Raw genomic sequence first — 21,108 nt, forward strand, 5'->3', positions numbered from 1 at the left:
CCTTTCACGCCTGCACCCCCTCGGCCATCGTGGCCATGATGTCGTCCGCGGTGAGCGCCTGGTTGTCCCGGACCGCCACGACCTTCCGGTCGCGCAGCACCACGACGCGGTGGCTCAGCCGCAGGACTTCTTCCAGCTCGGCGGAGATGTACACGACGGCCATCCCGTCGGCCGAGAGCTGGGTGACCAGCCGCTGGATCTCCGTCTTGGCGCCGATGTCGATGCCGCGGGTGGGCTCGTCGAGGATCAGCAGCCGCGGCTCGGTGATGAGCCAGCGGGCCAGCAGCACCTTCTGCTGGTTGCCGCCGGAGAGGTTGCCCACCAGCGCTTCGGGGTTGGCGGGCCGGATGTCGAGTGCCTTGATGTACTTCTCGGCGATTTCGTCCTGGCGGCGGCGGGACAGCGGCCGCGCCCAGCCGCGGGAGGCCTGCAGCGCCAGGACGATGTTCTCGCGCACCGTCAGTTCCTCGACCAGGCCTTCGGCCTTGCGGTTCTCCGAGAGGAACGCGATCTTGTGGTCGAGCCCGGCCCGCGGGGTGCGCAGCGAGGTGCTGTCGCCGTCGACCTGCACCGAGCCGCTGTCGGCGTGGTCGGCGCCGAAGAGCAGCCGGGCGAGTTCGGTGCGGCCGGAGCCGAGCAGGCCGGCCAGCCCGACGACCTCGCCGGCGTGGATGGCGAGGTCGAAGGGGGCGACGCCGCCCTTGCGGCCGAGGCCTTCGGCGGCCAGCAGCACCGGCGCGCCGGCGACCTCGGCCCGCGTCGGACCGGAGTCGCCCAGGTCTTCGAGGACCTGGAGTTCCTTGCCGATCATCCTGGTGACGAGTTCGACCGGGGTGATGTCCGCGGTGCGGTACTCGCCGATCAGCTTTCCGTTGCGCAGCACGGTCATCCGGTCGGCGATGGCGAAGACCTGGTCGATGAAGTGCGAGACGAACAGGATCGCCATGCCGCTTTCGCGCAGGGACCGGACGACCTTCAGCAGCTGTTCGACCTCGCCGGTGTCCAAACTGGACGTCGGTTCGTCGAGGACGAGCACCCGCGCGTCGACGTCGAGCGCGCGGGCGATCGCGACCAGCTGCTGGACGGCGATGGAGCAGGTGGACAGGTCGGCGGAGACGTCCACGTGGACGTCCAGCCGGGCCAGCAGCTCCTCGGCCCGCTTCCGCATCGGGCCCCATTGGATGCGGCCGAAGCGGCGGGGTTCGCGGCCGAGGCAGACGTTCTCCGCCACGGACAGGTTCGGGCAGAGGTTGACTTCCTGGTAGACCGTGCTGATGCCGGCCTGCTGGGCCTCGCCGGGCCCGCTGAAGGCGACGTCGTCGCCATTGAGTTCGATCGCTCCCGCGTCCACCCCGTACACCCCGGTCAGCACCTTGATGAGGGTGGACTTGCCGGCGCCGTTCTCGCCCATCAGGGCGTGGACTTCGCCGGGGTACATCCGGAAGTCGACCCCGTCCAGGGCGAGGACGCCGGGGAACTCCTTGCGGATACCGCTCATCCGCACCATGGGCTGCGGTTCAGGCATGTGGTGTGCTCCGGGGTGGAGGCCGGGGGTCGTGAGTGGTAATTCGGGTTCTAACCCGAATTACCACTCACGACAGCCGCGGCAGGGATCAGTACTGGCGCTGCGGCAGGGCGGCCTTGGCCGCGGCCTGGTCGAACTCGGTCTCCTGGGTCTCGATGCGGGCGGGCACCTGCTCGCCGGCGGCGACCTTCTTGACCAGGTCCATCAGTTGCGGGCCGAGCAGCGGGTTGCACTCGACGATGTGGTTGATCTTGCCATCGGCCAGTGCCTGCATCCCGTCCTTGACGGCGTCCACCGAGACGATCTTGATGTCCTTGCCCGGGACCTTGCCCGCGGCTTCGATGGCCTCGATGGCGCCGAGGGCCATGTCGTCGTTGTGGGCGTAGAGCACGTCGATCTTGGTCTGGGACTTCAGGAAGGCCTCCATGACCTCCTTGCCCTTGGCGCGGGTGAACTCACCGGTCTGCGAGGCGACGATCTTGTACTTCGGGTCCGCGGCGATGACGTCGCCGAAGCCCTTCTTGCGGTCGTTCGCCGGGGCCGAGCCGGTGGTGCCCTGCAGCTCGACGATGTTGACCTGGCCGGTGGCGCTGCCGTACTCCTTGGTCAGCCACTCCCCCGCCTTCTTGCCCTCGGCGACGAAGTCGGAGCCGAGGAAGGTCTTGTAGAGGGACTTGTCCGGCGAGTCGATCGCGCGGTCGGTGAGGATGACCGGGATGTTGGCCGTCTTGGCTTCCTTGAGGACGGTGTCCCAGCCGGACTCGACGACCGGCGAGAAGGCGATGACCTTGACCTTCTGCTGGATGTACGAGCGGATCGCGGAGATCTGGTTCTCCTGCTTCTGCTGCGCGTCGGAGAACTTGAGCTCGATCCCGGCGGTCTTCGCCGAATCCTGGATCGACTTCGTGTTCGCCGTCCGCCAGCCGCTCTCGGCGCCCACCTGGGCGAACCCGAGCGTGGTCGCCCCGCCCGAGTTGCCACCGGACGAACCGCCGGTTCCGCAGGCGGTGAGCAGCACGAGTCCGGCCGCCGCGGCCGCCGCGGCGGCCCATCGCTTATTCAGCACGTTCACTCCTCGATCGACAGTGATCTGTGGGAAAACCTGTGTGGGGACTATTCGGGGTGAAACCGGTGGTGCTTGTTAGCGCTAACAATCCCTCGGGAACCACTGGTCCCGCCGGCCGCGGCGCTAGCGCGGTCCGGTGCTCTCGCGCACGATCAACTCGGGGACGACCAGGGCGCGCGCGTGCCGGTCGCCTCCGTCCATCCGCCCGGCCAGCAGGCCGAACGTACGCCGTCCGACTTCGATGAAGTCCTGGCGCACCGTCGTCAGCGGCGGCGTGAAGTACGCCGCCTCGGGGACGTCGTCGAAGCCCGCCACGCGCACGTCCCGCGGCACCGAGATGCCCGCTTCGGCGAACGCGCGCAGCAGGCCCAGTGCCATCTGGTCGTTGCCGGCGAAGACGGCGTCCAGATCCTTTTCCTTGGCGAGGGATCGCCCCGCCTCGTAGCCCGACCGCGAGCTCCAGTCGCCGCGGATCACCTGCGGGGCCCCGACGCCGTGGCGTTCCAGGGTTTCCCGCCAGCCGAGCTCGCGGTCGCGGGCTTCCAGCCAGTCTTCCGGTCCGGCGATGTGCCACACCGTGCGGTGACCCAGCGCCAGGAGGTGTTCGGTGGCCCGGCGGGCGCCGTCGCGCTGGTCGACGGAGATGACCGGCACCGGCGCCGCCTCTCCGCCGCCGACCGCGACGACGGGGAAGTCCGCGGGCGCGGCTTCCAGGGCCCGCCCCGCGCTGACGTGCGGGGCGATCACGATGACGCCCTCGACCGCCTGGCGGCGCAGGTTCTCCACCGCGTCGGCGATCGACGACCGGCCCGGCCGGCTGACGCTCGAGATGGTGATCGCGTACCCGGCTTCCCGGGCGGCGTTCTCGATGCCGTACAGCGTGCTGGCCGGACCGTACAGATTGGACTCGAGCGCGACGACGCCGAGCGTGCCGGTCCGCCCGGTGACCAGCGCGCGAGCCGCGGAATTGGGCCGGTAGCCCAGTTCCTCGATCGCCGCCAGCACCCGGGCCCGGGTTTCCGGGCGCACCGGGCCGGTCCCGTTGATCACCCGGGACACGGTCATGTGGGACACGCCCGCCACACCCGCGACGTCGGTCAGGCTCGGCTGCCGCGTCCCGGTGGCGGTCGCCTTCACGGGGCCGCCGGAGCGGGGTCGTTCGGCCACTGGCGTCCCCTTCCGTCCGCTCCGACATGGTCTGCGTCACCTGTTCCGGTGGCGACGAGGAGTTAGTGTTAGCGATAACACCCACGGGGTCAAGACCGGGTCGCGTAACGGTCTAGTCACGTGCCCTTTACACCGCCCTGACGACGAATTCGACGGCGCGACCTGCGCGGAGCGTCGTTTGAAATTCACCGCCCGTCAGCACGGCCCGGTGTTCAACGGCATGTTCGAACTCGCGCGGGCCGTCTACCACACGCTTTCGGTGATCCCGGCTTCCGGGTCAGAACGCCACCGTGGCCGCGACGGGCAGGTGATCGCTGCCGGTCGCGGGCAACGTCCACGCCGCCACCGGCCGCACCCCCGAGACGAAGACCTGATCGATCCGCGCCAACGGCAACCCCGCCGGCCAGGTGAAACCGAAACCGTCACCCGCCTCGTCCTGCGCGGCCTGCATCCGGGCGGTGATCGGCCCGAGCGCCCGATCGTCCGCAGTCCCGTTGAAATCACCGACGAGCACCGTCCGCGGCGCGGATTCCGCGGCGATGGCGTCGGCCAGCAGACCCATCGCCTCGTCGCGGCCGTTTGCGGTGAATCCGGCGTCGAGGCGCACGCGCACCGAAGGCAGGTGGGCGACGAAGACCGCGACCGGTCCCTTCGGAGTGTCCACTGTGGTCTGCAGCGCGCGGGTCCACGGCATGATCTCCACCGGCCGCGTGTCCCGCAGCGGGTAGGTGCTCCAGACCCCGACGGTGCCCTGGACGGAGTGGTACGGGTAGCCCGCGGCGAGAGCGTCCTCGTACTTGGGGACCTCGGACTTCTTCAGCTCCTCGAGCGCGATCACCTGCGCGCCCGCGGCGGCCAGGGCGCGCGCGGTGCCCGCCGGGTCCGGGTTCTCGTCGTTCACGTTGTGCGAGACGACAGTGAGGTCCCCGCCCGCCGCGCGCTTGTCGAAGAGCCGGCCGCCGAAGAACCCGCCCCAGACCAGGGCCGGCAGCAGGAGGGCGACGAGGGCGAGCGCCGAGCGCCGGAGCAGGGCCGCGACCAGCAGCGGCACGACGAGCAGGCCGGTCCAGGGCAGGAACGTCTCCAGCAGGCTGCCGGCGTTGCCCGCCCAGTTGGGCACCAGCGGGTGCGCGAGCGGCAGCAGGGCGGTCAGGACGGCGAAGGCGGTGGTGACGCGACCGCGGCGCCACGTCCAGGCGCGGCAGCGCGGGACGGCCATCGGCTCGGTGATCGCGGTCATCGGGTGGCCGCCGGCAGCTCCCGCTGGATCGCGGCGATGAGCTTCTGGCTGTTCTCGAGCGCGGCCCGCAGCCCGGCGGCCGGCGTCCCGCCGGGGTTCTGGTGGAGGACGACGCCGAGGATGAGGGCACCGTCGCCGGTTCGGGCCGCCCACATCAGGGCGCCCCCGGCGGCGGTCGACGAGCCGGTCTTCAGCCCGATCACGCCGTCCCGGCGGAGCAGGGTGTTCGTGTTCACAACCGCGCCCGGGACGCCGTCGATCCGCAGGCTCGGGGTGGCGGCGATCGCGCGGATCACCGGGTTCTTCATCACCTCGCGGGCGAGCCGCAGCTGGTCGGTGGCGGTGCTCGTGGTCGAGTCCTCGACGCCGCTGGCGCCGGTGTAGGTGGTGCTGGTCATGCCCAGCGCGGCGGCCTCGCGGTTCATCTTCGCGACGAAGGCGTCCTGGCTGCCGGCGTCCCACCGGGCGAGCAGCCGGGCGACGTTGTTCCCGGAGGGGACGAGCATCAGGGCGAGCAGGTCCCGTTCGCTGAACCGCCGTCCCGCCCGGACCGGCGCGCTCGATTCTTCGGCCGAGGTGGCCTCGGCTTCGGCCTGGTCGTCGACGGTGATCTCCGGGCCGGCCTCGTCGGGGCCGAGCGGGTGGTCCTTGAGGACGACGTAGGCGGTCATCACCTTCGTGACGCTGGCGATCGGCACCGGCCGCTGCTCACCGCGGCTGCCGAGCGAGCCGAGGTTCTGTACCTCGGCACTGGACTGCCCTTCGGCGGGCCACGGCAGCGGAAGCTCGACGTCGGGCCGGGCAGCCAGCGCCCGCCCGGCGGTCTCGGGCGGGAAGACGACCCAGCAGGCGACGGCGAGCCCGACGCCCACGGCGGCGGCGATCCCCGCGGCGACGGGCGGGATGCGGGTGCGGGCCATGGGTCTCCTCCGGGTGCCGGGTGCACTCGGTGAAGCGCACACCGGTCACCTTGTCCGGAGAAGATCGCCGGTCTGTCGGGGTTGTTCGACAGGTGTGAACCAGAAATGTCCCGATCCGGTATCAACCGGCGCGCTGGATGCAGTCGAGGCCCAGGCCGAGCGGTGTCGCGAGGTACTGGCAGATGTGCGACGAATGCGCCTGGTCCGTCTGCGCGCAGGCGACCGGTACCCCGAGCAGGTCTACCGAGCAGTACGCGTAGAACTGGGTCGAGCTGCCCGGCACCATGTCCGCCGAGGCCGGGGCGGCCGTGGCGACCACCGTGGAAACCGTGAGTGCGGCGGCCGTTGCCCAAGAAGCGATCCGGGTGTTCATCGTGCTCTCCTTCCGCCAAGCTTTCCCCTGCGTGTCAAGGGGTTCACCAGGCAGAATTCCCCGTCCGGCGCGTCTTCAGCTACGCGTCACCGTAAAGTGTCACGCGGGACCTCACGGCACGATCGCGTCGACGTACCCGCCGTCCACCCGCACCGCCGCGCCGGTGGTCGCCGACGCGAACGGGGAACTCAGGTACACCACCAGGTGGGCGATCTCCTCGGGCTCGATCAGCCGCTGCAGCAGAGACTGCGGGCGATGCTTCTTCATGAACTCTCGCTGGGCCTGCTCCCACGGCAGGTCCTTGTCGACGAGCTCGTACACGAAGTCCTCGACGCCGCCGGTGTGCGTCGGGCCGGCGATCACCGCGTTGACCGTGACGCCGGTGCCCGCCGCGTGCTTGGCGAACCCGCGGGACACGCCGAGCAGCGCCGTCTTCGACACTCCATAGTGGATCATCTCGGCCGGGATGACGATCGCGGAATCGCTGGCGATGTACTGGATCCGGCCCCAGCCGCGGTCGGTCATGCCCGGGAGGTACGCGCGGGTGAGCCGGACCGCGGCCAGGACGTTGACCTCGAAGTAGTGCCGCCAGTCGGCGTCGGTGATCTCCAGGGGATCCTGGGCGCCGAAGATGCCGAGGTTGTTGATCAGGATGTCGGCGTCCGGCACCTCTTCGACCACCTGGGCCGCGCCGGCCTCCTCGGAGACGTCGCCCGGTGCCGGCAGGAACTCCGCGTCCGGGACCTGCTCGCGCAACCGCGCGATGGCCTTGAGGACGCCGGTTTCGCTGCGGCCGTTGATCGCGACCCGCGCGCCCGCCGCCGCGAGGCCCGTCGCGATCGCCGCGCCGATGCCCTGGGTGGAGCCGGTGACCAGTGCCGTCTTCCCGCTCAGGTCGACCCGCATCGTGAAAGCCCTCTCGCTCGGGTGCCTCCTCCGGGGGCGATTCAAGCACAGCTCGCCGGCGCCCACCGCCTGGAAATCCGGTTGCCTCCCCCGCCCGGCGGCGGCCACGATCTGCGCATGACCACGCATCGCGTCCCGCTCCTGCCGACCGCCGCCGCCACGCCGGTGCGGCAGCAGCCGTGCCGCCGGTGGAGGTCGATCGCCCCGGCGCCGTGAGCGCCGCGCTGCTCGCCGGCCTGGTCGCCGGCTACGGCATCGCGATCCCGGTCGGCGCCGTGGGGACGTACCTGGTGGCTCTCAGTGCCCGCACGTCGCTCCGGACCGGCCTGTCCGCGGCCCTCGGCGTCGCGACGGCCGACGGGGTGTACGCGCTGGTCGCCGTGCTCGGCGGCGCCGCGATCGCGGGCGTCATCGCCCCGGTCGCCACGCCGCTGCGGTGGATCTCGGCGGCCGTCCTGATCGTGCTCGCCGCCCACGGCGCCCTGCGTGCGGTGCGCTCCCACCGGGCCCCCGCAACGCGGGCGGTGACGCCGCTCGCGCCCGGCCGCGCCTACGTCAGCCTGCTCGGCATCACGCTCGTCAACCCGGCCACGGTCGTCTACTTCACCGCACTGGTGGTCGGCGACCGCGCCGGCGTGGAAGTCCCGGTGCTCGACCAGGCGGTGTTCGTGCTCGCCGCGTTCGCCGCGTCGGCGAGCTGGCAAGCCGCGCTCGCCGGCGGCGGGGCCCTGCTCGGGCGGGTCCTCACCGGACGGCGGGGCCGGCTGGTGACGGCCCTCGTGTCGAGTGCGGTGATCACCGCACTCGCCGTCCGGCTTGTCCTCAACTGAGACGCAAACCGTTGCCCTGCAACAGTTTGTCCGGTTTCCGGGCGCACGGCGGAAGACGTCCGGCGGCGCCGTGGCCGGTTGGCGTCGGAGGGACGAGGACGGGAGGCGGCCATGGCGATGCCGATGTCGGGGTGGGGCACCGCGGGTGCGGTGCTGCTGGTGCTCTGGGCACTGGCGATGGGGACGGCGGTGGGCCGGCCTGGCGGGCGTCATGGTGATCACCCGCCGCGCGCGGGGCACCCGCACCCGCCGCTGGGCGAAGACGGGCGTCTGGATGCAGGGCCTGCACGGGCTGGAGCACCTGGTCCTGACGCTGTCCATCGACTTCGGCGCGCCCCGGGCGATCGGGCTGTCCACGTTCTTCGGTCTCGTGGCCCCGGGCCCGGGGCTGACCACCTGCCGCGTCTGGTGGCACTTCACCGCTCCGGCCGCTGCCCGCGGTCACCGGGCGGGCGGCGTGACGCAGGTCAGCGTCGGCACCGCCCAGTCCGCGTGGTCCTGCCCGTTGCCGTCACCGCCGTCGCCCACCACCAGGTCGAGGACCTGGGCGCCGGTGACGTCGACGTCGATCGGGACGGCCGGCTGGCCGCCGCGGACCACCGGCGTCGTCACCCGCGTGACGCCGTCGGCCGAGACGCTGAAACTCACGCTGCCGCCGGTGCCGGTTTCGCCGTCGACGCCCACCGAAGCCGTCAGCCGGGTGCACGCGCCCGCCAGGTAGAGCTGGACGTCGCCGGCCGCGTGGACGCCGAGGCCCTGGGCGTAGGCCACCCCGCCGATGGTCATCGGCTTGCCGTCGCCCGCGTTCGCTTCGCCGTTGCTCGTGTCGCGTTCGACCGGGCCCCAGCCGTTCGTGGCGGTCAGGAACGGCAGTGAGCTGACCGCCACCTGTCCCGCGGGCGGCGCCGGGGGAACGGCCCCCACGATCCGTTCCCCGGTCACCGTCCCCGGCCGCCCCGCCTGCCGGTAGGCCACCGCGACCTTCAGCGCGGCGGTGTCCACAGTGGCGGGTGGCGTCACGGTCCACGAGAACGTCGCCGCCTTGCCGCCGTCGATCCGCGGCACCGAAGGCGGCGAGGCGGCACCGATCGTCCACCCGGCCGGCGCGGTCAGCACCGGCTTGATGTCGAACGCCGGAGGCGTACCCGCCGGGACCTGCACGGTCGCCGACGCGGTGAACGCCAGCCCGCCCGACGCGGTGTCCGGCGCGGTCAGCGACACCCCGGCCGTGGGCGCCGGCGGCATCGCGTACCGGGCGGGGTCGTAGCCGGGCGAGGCGTTCTGCCGGACGGTCAGCGGCGAGCGGTAGCTGCCGTAGTTCGTCCAGGCGATGGTGCCGAGGCCGCCGGTGCTGCCGTCGAGGTTCCACACCGCGACCGCGATCGTGTTGCGGCCGTTCGGGTTCAGGATCCCGTTCGGGATCGGGAAGCTGTGCTGCGGCCCGAGGTAGTTGACGTACTGGCCGAGCTGCCAGCCGTTGACGAAGATCAGCGCCCGGTACTGCCGCGCCGGGTCGTCGGTGATCGTCAGGCCGAGGGAGGTGTCCTGGCCGCGCGGCAAATCCAGCTCCGCGGTCGTGCGGTACCACGAGACGCCGGGGGTCGTGTCCTTCGCCGGGAGTGCGGCCGGTGCCCAGCCGCGGTCCGGGAACCCGGGCAGCGACCAGCCCGCGCGTTCGCCGTAGAGACCGCCGGTGTTGAGCGGGCCGCGCACCGGGTCCAGGCCGGTTTCGCCGCCGCGGACGCCCTGCAGCCGCCAGGTCACCGACGTCAGCGCGGCCCCGGTCAGCCGGGCCGCGGTGAGCCCGCGGGCGGCCTTGTTGCCGTTGCTCGCGCCGTAGTCCTCCTCGTGCCCCATGTTCACGGTCAGCACGGAGATCTCGTTGTCGCCCTGGTGCAGCGTCCCGGCCGGGAAGGTGAAGGTGTGCTGCGGGCTGGTCGAGCTGCCCAGGAAGACGCCGTTGAGCCACGCCGAGAAGGCGCCGGCCGGGCCGCCGCTCTGGCTCGACAGGGTGATCCCGGTCTGCTTCCCGTCGCCGGTGAAGTGGCCGCGGTACCAGGTGTTGCCGGTGTGGAAGCCGTAGTCGTCGGCGAAGAGGACGGGTTTCGTGCCGAGTGCCGTCGAGCTGTTGGTGGTCTCCTTGTCCGCCACCGGCCACGCCGAGTCGTCGAAGCCCGGCAGGCTCTCCGGAGACTCCTGCTGGTGCTTCCAGCCGGTGAGGGCGGGCAGGGCGACGGACTTGGCGGCCGGGGCGGTCCCGGTGAGGCTGCCGCTGGACGTCGGCTTCGCCGGCACCCAGGAACCGTTCCACAGCACCGCTTTCGCCGTGCCGAAGACCTCGAACGCGCCGTCGGTGCCGGTGTCGCCGGTCAGCGACAGCACGCCGTACCCCTCGGCCGCCGTCCGCACCAGGTGGGTGCCGCGGACCAGCACCGGGCCGGCCGCGGTGTCCTGGCGCCAGAACGTCGCCGCGGTCGCCTTGTCGGTGAGCAGCAGGAGCAGCGGCCGCGCACCGGGCGCGGTGACGAGCACGCGGGTCAGGCCGTCGTGGGTGTAGTTCAGCCGCAGGTCGCCGCGGGCGGCGTCCCAGGTGCTCGTCGCGGCGCCGTCGAGGACCTGCACCGACGGCTGCTTCGCGAACCGCAGGACGGTCTCGCCGGGTCCGCCGTGGTCGCCGTAGAGCACCGCGACGTCCCGGTTGCCGATGGCCGCGTTCGTCATGAGCTCCGACGTCGAGTACTGCATCCGGGTGGCGCCGAGGTCGTAGCCGGCGACGAGGATCTTCGACTGCCGTCCGTTCAGCGTGATGCCGGTGCCGGGCTGCTGCGGCACGACCGGGTAGTAGTCGGTGCTGGCCGACAGCAGGTCGACCGCGTCCACCACGACGTACGGTCCCGTGGCCTTCGCGTTCTTCTGCCCGGTGACGACGATCTTCAGCGTGTGCGGCCCGGCGGGGAGGTCGCGGACCTCGTAGCCGGTGATCTGGTTCTGCTTGCCCGCGGCGTAGAGGTCGACCGACGAAACTTTGGCGTCGTCGAGGTAGACGTCGGCGATGCCGTGGCTCGGGTCCTTCGACGTCACCCAGCGGATCCCGGTGCCGGTGAAGGGAATGCTCACGCTGTCCCCGGCGACGTTCGAGAACGACTCGGTGTGCTGGTAGTCCCCGCCGGTGTAGTTGACCTCGGGGCCGACGTGGCTCCAGGTGCCGGTGTAGCCGACCTCGGCCGCGCGGTCGTCGTAGGTGTAGCCGGCGTGCGCGGCCAAGTCGAGCGCGACGCTCGTGGTGTTCGTGGCGGTGGACGTCGAGTCGCTGTGGCGCAGGGTGTGGAACTGCGTGCGGGTGTCGGGGTTGATCCGCGCGGTGTCGGTGATGGCCGGGTCGGTCAGCGGGGCGCCGGCGAGGCCGTCGGTCTTGGTCAGCGGGGCGACGGCCTGGGTGAAGTAACCGATCAGCTTGTCCTCGGCGTACTTCGGGTCGAACTGGCGGCCTTCGGTGATCGCCGCGCCGTAGTCGTAGGAAGTGTAGTTCTGCGGGATCGCGCTCCAGCCCCAGGACGTGCCGCCGTGCAGCATGTAGAAGCTCTGGCCGGTGGCGCCGACGGCGATGTTCTGCTTGTAGAAGACGTTCGCGAACTGGTCGTTGATCAGCTGGGCGCACTTCTCGTAGCCGGGGCCGCCCCACGGGTCGAAGGCGCCGCCCTGGAACTCGGCGGTGATCAGCGGCTTGCCGGGGACGTGGTCGTAGCTGATGTCCGGCACGCCGTTCCACTTCGCCGGGTTCGAGCAGTCGAAGCCCTGCGGGTAGGAGTCGGCGGCATCGACGTCGAGCGCGGCGTCACCGGCGTTGAAGGTGCCGTTGTTGTTGCCGACCAGCGGGACGGTGATGCCATCGGCGCGGGCTTTGTCCTCCAAGTGCTGCATGTAAGCACGACCGTCGGCATTGCCGTTGTAGTACTCGTTTTCGACCTGGTAGGCCAGCACGCTGCCGGTGCCGTTGGTGAGCTGGTGGCGGGCGATGATGCGGTCGATCTGCGTCTGCCACTCGTCGGAGTACTTCAGGTAGACCGGGTCGGCGCTGCGGGTGTGGCCGGGCGTGGTGGACAGCCAGGTCGGGAACCCGCCGCCGTCGACCTCGGCGTTGATGTAGGGCCCGGGCCGCGCGATCACGTAGAGACCGGCCTGCTGCGCCACGTCGAGGAGCTTGTCGAGGTCCCGGATACCGGTGAAGTCGTAGACGCCTTGTTTCGGCGAGTGGTAGCCCCAGTCGAAGTAGAGCGAGGTCGCGTTGAAGCCGGCGGCCTTCATCTTCTGGAAGATGTCGAGCCACAGGTCGGGGCTGGGGAGCCGGTAGGAGTGGAACTCGCCGGACCACAGGTAGGTCCGGTTCCCGTCGACCAGGAAGGAATAGCCGTCGTAGGTGACGGTGTGCCCGGCCCGCGCCGCGGGAGCGGGTGCCGCGGCCTGCGCCTGCGGGACGGCGATTCCGGCGAAGGCGAAGAAGAAGGAGAGCAGGACGGTGAACAGCATCCGGCGACGGCGACGGGAGCGCATGCGGGGGCCTCCTGGAGCGGCGGGGACCACAATCGAACACGAACCTTTGCCGACCGCACAGAAGTCGTCAAGATACAACACCAAGATGGATCAGTGCAGGAGTCTTGTTAGCGCTAACACCATGTCCCAAGTGTCGTGAATGAGTCATTGGGGACCTCCCACGTCCCGAATGAGTCATTGAGGACACTCGGGTCAGCGCCGCGCAGTGCTCTCCCGGACGACCAGCTCCGCCGGCACCAGGTGCCGTGCCCCGGCGTCCCCGCCCGCCATCCGCTCTTCGAGGAGCCCGAACGTCCGGCGGCCGACCTCGATGAAGTCCTGGCGCACCGTCGTCAGCGGCGGGGTGAAGTACTCCGCCTCCGGCACGTCGTCGAACCCGGCCACGTGGACGTCTTCCGGCACCCGGATGCCCGCCTCGGTGAACGCGCGCAGCAGACCCAGGGCCATCTGGTCGTTGGCCGAGAACACCGCCTTGAGTCCCCGCTTGCCGACCAGGGCCCGGCCGGCCTCGTAGCCCGACCGCGGGCTCCAGTCGCCGCGGACCACCGCCGGGACGCGCAGGCCGCGCTCCTCCAGGGTTTCGCGCCAGCCTCGTTCCCGGTCGCGGGCCTCCAGCCAGTCCTCCGGACCGGCCAGGTGCCAGACCGTCCGGTGGCCCAGGGACAGCAGGTGCTCGGTGACGCGCCGGGCGCCGTCGTACTGATCGACCGAGATCACCGGCACCGGCGCCGCCTCGCCGCCGCCGACCGCCACCAGCGGGATGTCCCAGGGCGCCGCCGCGAGCGCGCGCCCGGCCGTCACGTGCGGGGCGATCACGACGATCCCCTCCACCGCCTGCCGCCGCAGGCTCTCCACCGCGTCGCCGATCGACGTCCGGCCCGGCCGCGTCACGCTGCAGATCGCGACGCCGTAGCCCGCCTCGCGAGCCGCGTTTTCGATGCCGTAGAGGGTGCTCGCCGGTCCGTAGAGATTGGACTCGAGCGCGACCACGCCGAGCGTGCCGGACCGGCCGGTGACCAGCGCCCGGGCGGCGGTGTTGGGCCGGTACCCGAGCTTCTGGACGGCGGCGAGGACCCGCTCGCGGGTCTCCGGGCGCACCGGCCCGCTCTCGTTGACCACCCGCGACACGGTCATGTGCGAAACCCCGGCCATGCCGGCGACGTCGGCCAGGCTCGGCTGCCGCGGCCCCGGCGGAGAGGTCCTCGTCTGCTCCCCCGGCTTCGCCCGGTCCACCACCCTGGCCCCCTCCACGTCGTACTGCCTCACTCCCGAGACGGTACCGCCGAACCGGCGCTTTCCGGACGCCCCGCGCCGCGTCAGGACCAGCCGAGCGGATGAGAGAGCGCTTTCACGACCGCCGTCACGCGGCGGGCGGCGTTCGCCCAGCTCACGACGGCCGGCTGGGCGCTCAGCACGACCACGACGTACCGGCGGTCGCCGACCACCCCGCTGGTGTGCAGGTCACGGCCGGGGTCGCAGCAGGACCAGCCCTGCTGCACCGCCCAGTCGGTGGCGGTGACCGCCGCCGGGATGCCGAAGAGCCGGTCGAAGCCGTCCGCGCCGCGGCGGGCCGTGCCGCCGAGGGCACGCAGGACGATCTGCCGGGTGGTGGCGGGCGCGGCGTCGAGGAGGTACCGGTAGCACCGCACGACGTCGGCGGCGGTGACGACGGTGCTGCCCCACCGACCGGGATCGGCGGGCGGCCGGATCGAGGTCATGCCGATCCGCGCGGCCCAGCCGGTGACGATCGCGGGCCCGCCCAGCTTCGTCCACAGCCGGTCGGCGATCTCGTCGTCACTGCGCGAAAGCAGCTCCGCGACCACGCCCGCCGGCTCGCCCTGCCGCAGCGCTTCGAACGCGATGAGCAGCTTGACCAGCGACGCCGCCGGATAGGGGGCATCCGGCAGGTGGGAGACGAGGTCCCGGCCGATCCGGCGGTCGTGGACGAGCACGCTGAGCCGCCCGGGCGCGAGGTCCGCGAGCTCGGCGCCGGCGGGCAGGCCCGGCACGGGAATCACCGAGGGCGCCGACGTCGCCGTGGTGGCCACGCTCGTCGTCAGGGCCGGCGGGGTCGTGGGCAGCGGAACCGGCTCGGCCGGGCCGGGCGGCCGCACCGCGGCGGCCAGCGCCGGCATCGCCACCACCGCGGCGGCACACACGCCGGCGAGCAGCATCGCGTTCCCTCTGCGCATACCGGGTGTTGTCCCCAGGACGCCGGACCGTTCCACCACTGTGGCGTGCGTCTCATCCGGACGGCGGCCGGGGACGCGGGCGGCGGGCCGCGACAACCAGTACCGTGACCAGAATCGTCGAACGGCTGGACCGGCCCGACCTCGCCGCACGGGATCCGAAAGAGATCTTCGCGCGGCTCTTCGACGAGTACGCCCCTCCCCTGCGCGGGTATCTCGCGGGCCGGGTGGGCGTGCACGTCGCCGACGACCTCGTGGCGGAGACGTTCGTCGTCGCGCTGCGAAGACGGGCGAGCTACGACCCGGAGAAGGCCCCGATCCGCGGCTGGCTCTACGGAATCGCGACCAACCTGCTGCGCAACCACCTGCGCCAGGAGGTGCGCGGATTCCAGCTGACCGCGAAGGCCGGTGCCGGAGACCGCCCGGCCGAGAGCCACGACACCGCGGTCGCCGGCCGGGTCGACGCGGCGGCACGGCTGCGCGTGCTGGCCGCCGAGCTCGCCGCACTGTCCGAACAGGACCGTGACGTCCTGCTGCTCACGTCCTGGGCCGGTCTCGAACCGGCCGAAGTCGCCGAGGCGCTCGGCGTGCCCGCGAGCACGGTGCGCTCGCGCCTGCACCGCGTGCGCCACCGGCTCCAGGCCCTGCTCGTCCCCACCGAGGAGAACCAGTCATGAACGAGCTCGACGAGACCCTCGAGCTGCTCCACCGCGAAGCCCGCACCGCGCCGGCCGACCTGTCCGCCGCCCGCGCCCGGCTGTTGGCCGAGTTCGACACCGCAACCGTGCACCCCTTGCGCCCGAAGCGTTTTCGCCGGTTCGCGCTGCCGGTCGCGGCCGCCGCGGCGGGGGTGGTGGCGGTGACGGTCGTCGTCGCCCAGCAGCGCCCGGTGGCGCCGGCGCCCGGCCCGGCCGCGGCGCCGCCTGCCGGCTCGGCCGCCACCCCGCCCACCGGCTCGAGCCCGAAGGCGGCGTCCCCGGACGTCCGGCTGATGTCGGCGGTCCAGGTGCTGACGCGGGCCGCGGACCTGACCGTCGGCGCGTCCGACCGGCCCGTCGCTCCCGGGCAGTTCCGCTACGTCGCCGAGCACACGTGGGTGCAGCGCGGCGTCCAGACCGGCGACCGCACGGGCTACACCTACCTGTGGGAGCAGGAGGTCGACCGCTGGATCCCGGCGGACGAGCACGACGTCTGGCAGGAGACGCGCAGGATCCTGGGCACCGGGAAGTTCCTCGGCGGTTCGGTGCCGCAGTCGCAGGCCCCGGAGCCGGAGATCACGGACACCGACCAGGGCCAGTGGCAGGGCCGCTGCGGCGACTTCTTCCCGAAGGCCAAGCCGGCGAAGAAGTGCGGCGACGCGAGCGACTGGGACAGCCCGGCGTTCTACGCGGCACTGCCGCACGATCCGGCGGCGCTGTACGCGAAGCTGCAGCAGCTGACGAAGGGCCGCGGCTCGACGCCGTCGGTGATGTTCCACTTCGGCATCGAGATCCTCCGCGCGGGGCAGATGCCGGCGCAGCTGCGGGCGCAGTGGTACCGGGCGCTGGCGAAGATCCCGGGCATCACGGTCCTGGCGGCGGAGGCCAACCTCGACGGCCGGACCGGCGTCGCGCTGGGGTTGACCGACCGCCACGAGATCCGGCAGCTGATCATCGACCCGGTGACCGGCGGGTTCATCGGCGAGCGCACGATCGCGGGTGCGGAGCCCGATCAGCCGTGGATCAAGCCGGGCACGGAGCTCGGCGCCGGCGCGATCACGACGGCGGTGGCCGGGCGGCTCGGCGAGGTCCCGCCGAAGTAGCACCCCCGCCCGCAAGCGCCCCAAGGCGGCCTTCGGTGCGTCTGACGCACCGAAGGCCGCCTTGGGTGCGTCAGACGCAACCAAGGCCACATTGGGGCGCTTGGGGCCCGGCGAGCCTGCGATGCCGGGCTCAGTTCGCCGTCAGGCGGACGCAGCACGATCCCGGTCGCGGGTCCAGCCGCGCCCGCAACCCCTGCTCCCCCACCCCGGCCAGCATGCCCTCGACCAGGCCCAGGTTCATCTCGCACACCAGCCGTGTGTGCGCCTGGGCCAGCCGGTGGAACGGGCAGTTCGCGAGGGACACCTCGCCGCCGGCGGTACGCGGCTCGAAGCCGTTTTCCTCCAGCGTGCTCACGATGTCCTGGCCGCCGGCGGCCAGGACCGCCCCGTGCTCGCGGGCGCGGCGCGTCAGGATCTCGCGCGGTGAGCCGCCGGCTTCGTCGGCCTCCTCCACCGCCGCCGCCAGGAGGCGGCCCGCCAGCTCGTACTGGCGCTCGGGCAGGGAAATGCTCACCTGCCGGTCCGAGCGCCGGTACAGCTTCGCCGGGCGGCCCGCTCCCGGCCCGGTCCGGCCCGTCCGGCGCTCGTGGCCCACCACCAGCAGCTGCTCTTCCACCAGGCGGTCGAGGTGGAACGCGACCGTCGCGCGGGGCACGCCGAGAGCGGTGGCCACGTCGTCGCGGCTGACCGGCTCCGGACAGCGGACCACGTACTCGTACAACCGGCGCCGGGTCGGCTCGTCGAGCGCCGCGACCGCGGCCAGCGCCTGGGATTCCTGCATCACCGCACTCTAAAACAAATACCTGTTGACGAAAACCCCGGGGAGCTTCTAACGTCAGTCTGACTTGATTTTAGAAGGAGGCACCTCCGTGACCGTCGAACCCGTCAGCCTTCCGGTCCCCCTGCGGCACCTCGGTGTCGTCCACAACCGCGACACCGTCGACCTGCGCGCGGCCGAACGCGCGGTCGCCGACCTGTTGCGGGCGCTCGGGAAGGATCCGTCGTCGGAGCACCTCGGCGACACGCCGCGGCGGGTGGCCCACGCCTACGCGGAAATGCTGCAGCCGCGCGACTTCCAGCTGACGACCTTCCCCAACGACGAGGGCTACGACGAGCTCGTGCTGGCGAAGAGCATCCCGGTGCAGTCCCTGTGCGAGCACCACCTGCTGCCCTTCCGCGGCGTCGCACACGTCGGCTACCTGCCCGGCGAGCGGATCCTCGGGCTGTCCAAGCTCGCCCGCGTCGTCGAGATGTTCGCGCGCGACCTGCAGGTGCAGGAGCGGCTGACCAAGCAGGTCGCGGACTGGCTGCAGGAGCACCTGGACCCGAAGGGCGTCGGCGTGGTGATCGAGGCCGAGCACCTGTGCATGTCCCTGCGCGGGGTGCGGGCGAGCGGCGCGCAGACCGTGACGTCGTCGCTGCACGGCATGCTGCGCGAGGAACCCAAGACACGGCAGGAGTTCTTCGCCCTGACCGGCGTCATCTCCTGATGGACACGTTCGTCGTCGCCGGCGCCGGGCTGACCGGCGCGAAGGCCGCGGAAACCCTGCGCGCCGAGGGGTTCGGCGGGCGCGTCGTGATCGTCGGCGCCGAGCCGGACCTCCCCTACGAGCGACCGCCGCTGTCCAAGGGCTACCTGCTCGGCCAGGACGACCGCGCGTCGGTCTTCGTCCACGACGAGAAGTGGTACGCCTACCAGGGCATCGAGGTGCTGACCGGCCGGCGCGTCACCGTGCTCGACCGCGCGGCGCACGAGGTGGAACTGGCCGGCGGCGAACGCCTCGGGTACACGAAGCTGCTGCTGGCGACCGGGGCGTCGCCGCGACGGCTGCGGGTGCCCGGCAACGACCTCGACGGCGTCCACTACCTGCGCCGGCTCGCGCACGCCGACCGCCTGCGGGACGCGCTGGCCTCGGGTGGCCGGGTCGTCGTGGCCGGCGCGGGCTGGATCGGCCTGGAGACCGCCGCGGCCGCGCGCCACCACGGCTGCCCGGTGACGATCGTCGAGCCCGGGCCGGCCCCGCTGCACGCCACGCTCGGGCCGGAACTGGGCGGCTACTTCGCCGACCTGCACCGCCGGCACGGCGTCGAGCTGCGGTTCGGCACCGGCGTGACGGGCTTCGCGGGCGGATCCGCGGTCTCGGCGGTGCGGACCGACGACGGCGAGATCCCGGCCGACGTGGTCGTCGTCGGCACCGGCGCCCGGCCCGAGACGCAGCTGGCCGCCGAGGCGGGTCTCGCCGTCGACGACGGCGTCCTCGTGGACGCGGGCCTGCGCACGGAGGACCCGGACGTCTTCGCGGCGGGCGACGTCGCGAGCGTGTGGCAGGAGCGCTACGGCCGCCGCGTCCGCGTGGAGCACTGGGCCGCGGCGACGAACGGCGGCCCGGCGGCGGCGCTGGCGATGCTCGGTCGCGAGGTGGTCCACGACGACCTGCCGTACTTCTTCTCGGACCAGTACGACATGGGCATGGAGTTCACCGGCTGGTTCCCGCCCGGCGGCTACGACCAGGTGGTCACCCGCGGGGACGCCGAGGCGTTCCACGCGTTCTGGCTGGCCGGCGACCGGGTGGTCGCGGGCCTGCAGGTGAACAAGTGGGACGAGGGCCTCGACCCGGTGCGCGAGCTGATCCTCGGTGGCCGGACCGTGGACCCGGCCCGGCTGGCCGACCCGGCCCGGCCGCTCACGGACTGAGTGGACGGTGCTCGCGCCGGAAGGCGGCGCCGTTCAGCCGGCCGGCGCGGCACGGCCGGCGAACCCCGCCAGGCCGGTGCCGATCAACTGGGCCGCGCTGTGCACGTCGGCGGTGACGGCGTCGCGGATCTGCGCCGGGGTGTGCTCGCCGTCGAGGCTTCCGCGCAGGGCCGTCGACTGGACACGCCACAGCCCCAGCAGGGCCGTCGCCGCGATCTGGCACCGCGGGTCGTCGCTGCCGCGGCCGGTTCGGGTGGCCAGTGCTTCGGCCGCCACCGCGACGAGCTGCTCGGTCATTTCCCAGTGGTACGCGCGGAGCGCGGGCGTGGACCGGATCATCGCGGTGAACGCCTGGACCCGGGCGCTCGCGCCGGCCAGGTCGGGCTGGGCGGCCAACCAGGACAGGAGGGCGTCCAGCTCGCCGGCCAGGATGTCCAGCACCGCCTCGACCGGAGCGCGGCCGGCCCGGGCCAGAGTGGTGCGCAACGCCGCCGCGGTCGCCTCGGGCCGGTCGAGGATCAGCGCTTCCTTGCTGGGGAAGTGGTTGAAGACGGTCTTCTCCGAGACCTCGCAGGCCGCGGCGATCTCGGCGACGCGGACCGCGTCGAACCCGCGTTCGAGGAACAGGGCGGTGGCGGTGTCGGTCAACCGACGGCGCAGCAGCCGCTTCTTGCGCTCCCGCAACCCTTCCGTGCCGGATGCGCCTGATGTGCCGGACGCGGGTGTCCCCCAGTCCACCGTGGGCAGGCTCATGCGCTCACTGTAGTTACGACCACCGGCCGTTGCACGATAAATTCAGTGACGGTAATATTTCAGTGTGAGCAACTTTCTGCAGTACGCGGGCCTCTTCCTGCTCGGTGTCCTCGCCGGCGAGGAGCTGATCGTCCGCTACGGCCTTCATCCGGCACTGTCCCGGTTGGACGATCATGCGCATCTGGTGGCCCGCCAGGCCTTGGTACGCCGGCTGCGAGTGGTGGTACCGATCGTCATGCTCCCCGCGGCCGCCCTCGCGGCGGCAATCCTCGTGACGGTCGCCGGCCCCGGCCTGGCGCCGAGGTGGGCGGCCCTCCTCGCGATGGTCGCGTTCCTGCTGCTGTCGTTCCTCGGTACGGTGCCGATCAACATCCAGGTCGGCGGCTGGCGCGCGGAGGCGCCCCCGCCGGGCTGGCAGGCCGTGATCCGCCGCTGGGCCCGCATCGACGTGCTCCGCTCGGCGGCGGCGACCGCCGCGTTCCTGTTCGCGATCCTCGCCGTCGCGCAGGCTCAGGCAAGCTGACCGGCCCTGGCCGGTGCGAGTGCGGGCGCCACCCGCCAGGACGAACTCGCCGGCCGCCGACCACTCCGTTGCCGGCGCTAGTCCTCCCGCCGGTGCCGCCCGCGCCGCACTCCGGCAAGCCTGCGGACCCGGGTCGCCAGGTCACCTCGGCGCTCCCGGTGGGCGTACTCCAGCAGGGCCTCGGCCTGGTCCCGCGGCAGCCAGCCGCGGTCCGCGCCCGCCTCCAGGCGCAGCAAGTGGGTCACCAGCTCGCGCGACTCCTCGTCGTGGTCGCCCGCGAGCTCCGCGAACCGGCGGGCCGCCTCCGCCTCGCCGTCGCACCACGCCGTCATCGCCAGCAGCGTCGCCGTGGCCGTCATGATGTCGCCGCGGTGGACGCCTCCCTCTGCCGCCAGGTGCTCCGCCAGCTGGAAGCTGCGCGTGCCGACTCCGCCGGCCCCTTCGTGGCGCACCGCGTCCGCAAGTGCCTTGATCTGCCCCGTGACATAGTCCTGCGTGACATAGTCCCCGCCCGGCAACCCCGCCATGTCGTCCCCTCTACCGCGCACGCCACTTCGTGCGTCACCCGA

General features: G+C 72.2%; 19 protein-coding genes and 1 pseudogene. 7 read left to right on the forward strand and 13 right to left on the reverse strand.

The window, feature by feature from the left end; genetic code table 11:
• Positions 1 to 4: 4 nt before the first annotated feature.
• The 7 genes from ACLJQF_RS39580 to ACLJQF_RS39610 form a co-directional block, all read right to left on the reverse strand.
• Complete coding sequence (locus ACLJQF_RS39580) at positions 5 to 1,507, reverse strand: sugar ABC transporter ATP-binding protein (protein WP_410615481.1); 1,503 nt, start codon at positions 1,505 to 1,507, stop codon at positions 5 to 7.
• Between the two features lie 106 nt (positions 1,508 to 1,613).
• On the reverse strand, positions 1,614 to 2,597 hold the full coding sequence (locus ACLJQF_RS39585; RefSeq protein WP_410615422.1) for an ABC transporter substrate-binding protein: 984 nt from the start codon (positions 2,595 to 2,597) through the stop codon (positions 1,614 to 1,616).
• A 117-nt stretch (positions 2,598 to 2,714) separates the two neighbouring features.
• Positions 2,715 to 3,758: a LacI family DNA-binding transcriptional regulator gene (locus ACLJQF_RS39590; RefSeq protein WP_410615423.1), complete on the reverse strand. Its 1,044-nt coding sequence runs from the start codon at positions 3,756 to 3,758 to the stop codon at positions 2,715 to 2,717.
• 277 nt (positions 3,759 to 4,035) lie between these two features.
• Positions 4,036 to 4,977 carry an endonuclease/exonuclease/phosphatase family protein gene (locus ACLJQF_RS39595; RefSeq protein ID WP_410615482.1) on the reverse strand — a complete coding sequence of 314 codons (942 nt, stop codon included), beginning with the start codon at positions 4,975 to 4,977 and terminating at the stop codon, positions 4,036 to 4,038.
• A 17-nt stretch (positions 4,978 to 4,994) separates the two neighbouring features.
• Positions 4,995 to 5,918: a D-alanyl-D-alanine carboxypeptidase family protein gene (locus tag ACLJQF_RS39600; RefSeq protein WP_410615424.1), complete on the reverse strand. Its 924-nt coding sequence runs from the start codon at positions 5,916 to 5,918 to the stop codon at positions 4,995 to 4,997.
• Positions 5,919 to 6,039: 121 nt separating this feature from the next.
• Positions 6,040 to 6,291 (reverse strand): hypothetical protein, encoded by a 252-nt coding sequence (locus ACLJQF_RS39605; RefSeq protein ID WP_410615425.1) that lies wholly within the window; start codon positions 6,289 to 6,291, stop codon positions 6,040 to 6,042.
• Between the two features lie 111 nt (positions 6,292 to 6,402).
• Positions 6,403 to 7,197 carry an SDR family NAD(P)-dependent oxidoreductase gene (locus ACLJQF_RS39610; RefSeq protein WP_410615426.1) on the reverse strand — a complete coding sequence of 265 codons (795 nt, stop codon included), beginning with the start codon at positions 7,195 to 7,197 and terminating at the stop codon, positions 6,403 to 6,405.
• A gap of 212 nt (positions 7,198 to 7,409) precedes the next feature.
• Between ACLJQF_RS39610 and ACLJQF_RS39615 the strand changes: the two genes are divergently transcribed.
• Positions 7,410 to 8,027, forward strand: a complete 618-nt coding sequence (locus tag ACLJQF_RS39615) for a LysE/ArgO family amino acid transporter (protein WP_410615483.1) — start codon at positions 7,410 to 7,412, stop codon at positions 8,025 to 8,027.
• A 211-nt stretch (positions 8,028 to 8,238) separates the two neighbouring features.
• Positions 8,239 to 8,391: pseudogene (locus tag ACLJQF_RS39620) on the forward strand (DUF6008 family protein); the annotation flags it as partial.
• 77 nt (positions 8,392 to 8,468) lie between these two features.
• On the opposite strand, the gene ACLJQF_RS39625 reads toward ACLJQF_RS39620, so the two are convergent.
• The 3 genes from ACLJQF_RS39625 to ACLJQF_RS39635 all read right to left on the reverse strand — a co-directional run bounded on the left by ACLJQF_RS39625 (position 8,469) and on the right by ACLJQF_RS39635 (position 14,770).
• Positions 8,469 to 12,578 (reverse strand): beta-galactosidase, encoded by a 4,110-nt coding sequence (locus ACLJQF_RS39625; protein ID WP_410615427.1) that lies wholly within the window; start codon positions 12,576 to 12,578, stop codon positions 8,469 to 8,471.
• 192 nt (positions 12,579 to 12,770) lie between these two features.
• Positions 12,771 to 13,814, reverse strand: a complete 1,044-nt coding sequence (locus ACLJQF_RS39630; RefSeq protein ID WP_410615484.1) for a LacI family DNA-binding transcriptional regulator — start codon at positions 13,812 to 13,814, stop codon at positions 12,771 to 12,773.
• A gap of 80 nt (positions 13,815 to 13,894) precedes the next feature.
• Positions 13,895 to 14,770: a hypothetical protein gene (locus ACLJQF_RS39635; RefSeq protein ID WP_410615428.1), complete on the reverse strand. Its 876-nt coding sequence runs from the start codon at positions 14,768 to 14,770 to the stop codon at positions 13,895 to 13,897.
• Positions 14,771 to 14,874: 104 nt separating this feature from the next.
• Between ACLJQF_RS39635 and ACLJQF_RS39640 the strand changes: the two genes are divergently transcribed.
• Together ACLJQF_RS39640 and ACLJQF_RS39645 are read left to right on the forward strand one after the other, a co-directional pair.
• A complete protein-coding gene (locus ACLJQF_RS39640) occupies positions 14,875 to 15,444 on the forward strand; it encodes an RNA polymerase sigma factor (protein ID WP_410615429.1) in 570 nt (189 codons plus the stop codon).
• A complete protein-coding gene (locus ACLJQF_RS39645) occupies positions 15,441 to 16,568 on the forward strand; it encodes a CU044_5270 family protein (protein ID WP_410615430.1) in 1,128 nt (375 codons plus the stop codon). The genes ACLJQF_RS39640 and ACLJQF_RS39645 overlap by 4 nt, the downstream gene beginning before the upstream one ends.
• A 130-nt stretch (positions 16,569 to 16,698) precedes the next feature.
• Here the strand turns inward: ACLJQF_RS39645 and ACLJQF_RS39650 are convergent, their stop codons facing one another.
• Positions 16,699 to 17,349, reverse strand: a complete 651-nt coding sequence (locus ACLJQF_RS39650) for a helix-turn-helix transcriptional regulator (protein ID WP_410615431.1) — start codon at positions 17,347 to 17,349, stop codon at positions 16,699 to 16,701.
• Between the two features lie 88 nt (positions 17,350 to 17,437).
• On the opposite strand from ACLJQF_RS39650, the gene folE reads away from it, so the two are divergent.
• On the forward strand, positions 17,438 to 18,058 hold the full coding sequence (gene folE / locus ACLJQF_RS39655) for a GTP cyclohydrolase I FolE (RefSeq protein ID WP_410615432.1): 621 nt from the start codon (positions 17,438 to 17,440) through the stop codon (positions 18,056 to 18,058).
• Positions 18,058 to 19,263, forward strand: coding sequence for an NAD(P)/FAD-dependent oxidoreductase (locus ACLJQF_RS39660; RefSeq protein WP_410615433.1), 1,206 nt, complete (start codon positions 18,058 to 18,060; stop codon positions 19,261 to 19,263). Before folE ends, ACLJQF_RS39660 begins: the two co-directional genes overlap by 1 nt.
• Before the next feature lie 33 nt (positions 19,264 to 19,296).
• On the opposite strand, the gene ACLJQF_RS39665 is transcribed toward ACLJQF_RS39660, so the two are convergent.
• Positions 19,297 to 20,016 carry a TetR/AcrR family transcriptional regulator gene (locus ACLJQF_RS39665; protein WP_410615434.1) on the reverse strand — a complete coding sequence of 240 codons (720 nt, stop codon included), beginning with the start codon at positions 20,014 to 20,016 and terminating at the stop codon, positions 19,297 to 19,299.
• Between the two features lie 64 nt (positions 20,017 to 20,080).
• Here ACLJQF_RS39665 and ACLJQF_RS39670 point away from each other — a divergent pair, with 64 nt between their 5' ends.
• Positions 20,081 to 20,539 carry a DUF1772 domain-containing protein gene (locus ACLJQF_RS39670; protein ID WP_410615435.1) on the forward strand — a complete coding sequence of 153 codons (459 nt, stop codon included), beginning with the start codon at positions 20,081 to 20,083 and terminating at the stop codon, positions 20,537 to 20,539.
• 77 nt (positions 20,540 to 20,616) lie between these two features.
• Here ACLJQF_RS39670 and ACLJQF_RS39675 read toward each other — a convergent pair whose 3' ends face one another.
• On the reverse strand, positions 20,617 to 21,066 hold the full coding sequence (locus ACLJQF_RS39675) for a hypothetical protein (protein WP_410615436.1): 450 nt from the start codon (positions 21,064 to 21,066) through the stop codon (positions 20,617 to 20,619).
• Positions 21,067 to 21,108 lie beyond the last annotated feature (42 nt).

This window comes from Amycolatopsis sp. lyj-109 (assembly GCF_046548995.1).
GTDB lineage: Bacteria > Actinomycetota > Actinomycetes > Mycobacteriales > Pseudonocardiaceae > Amycolatopsis.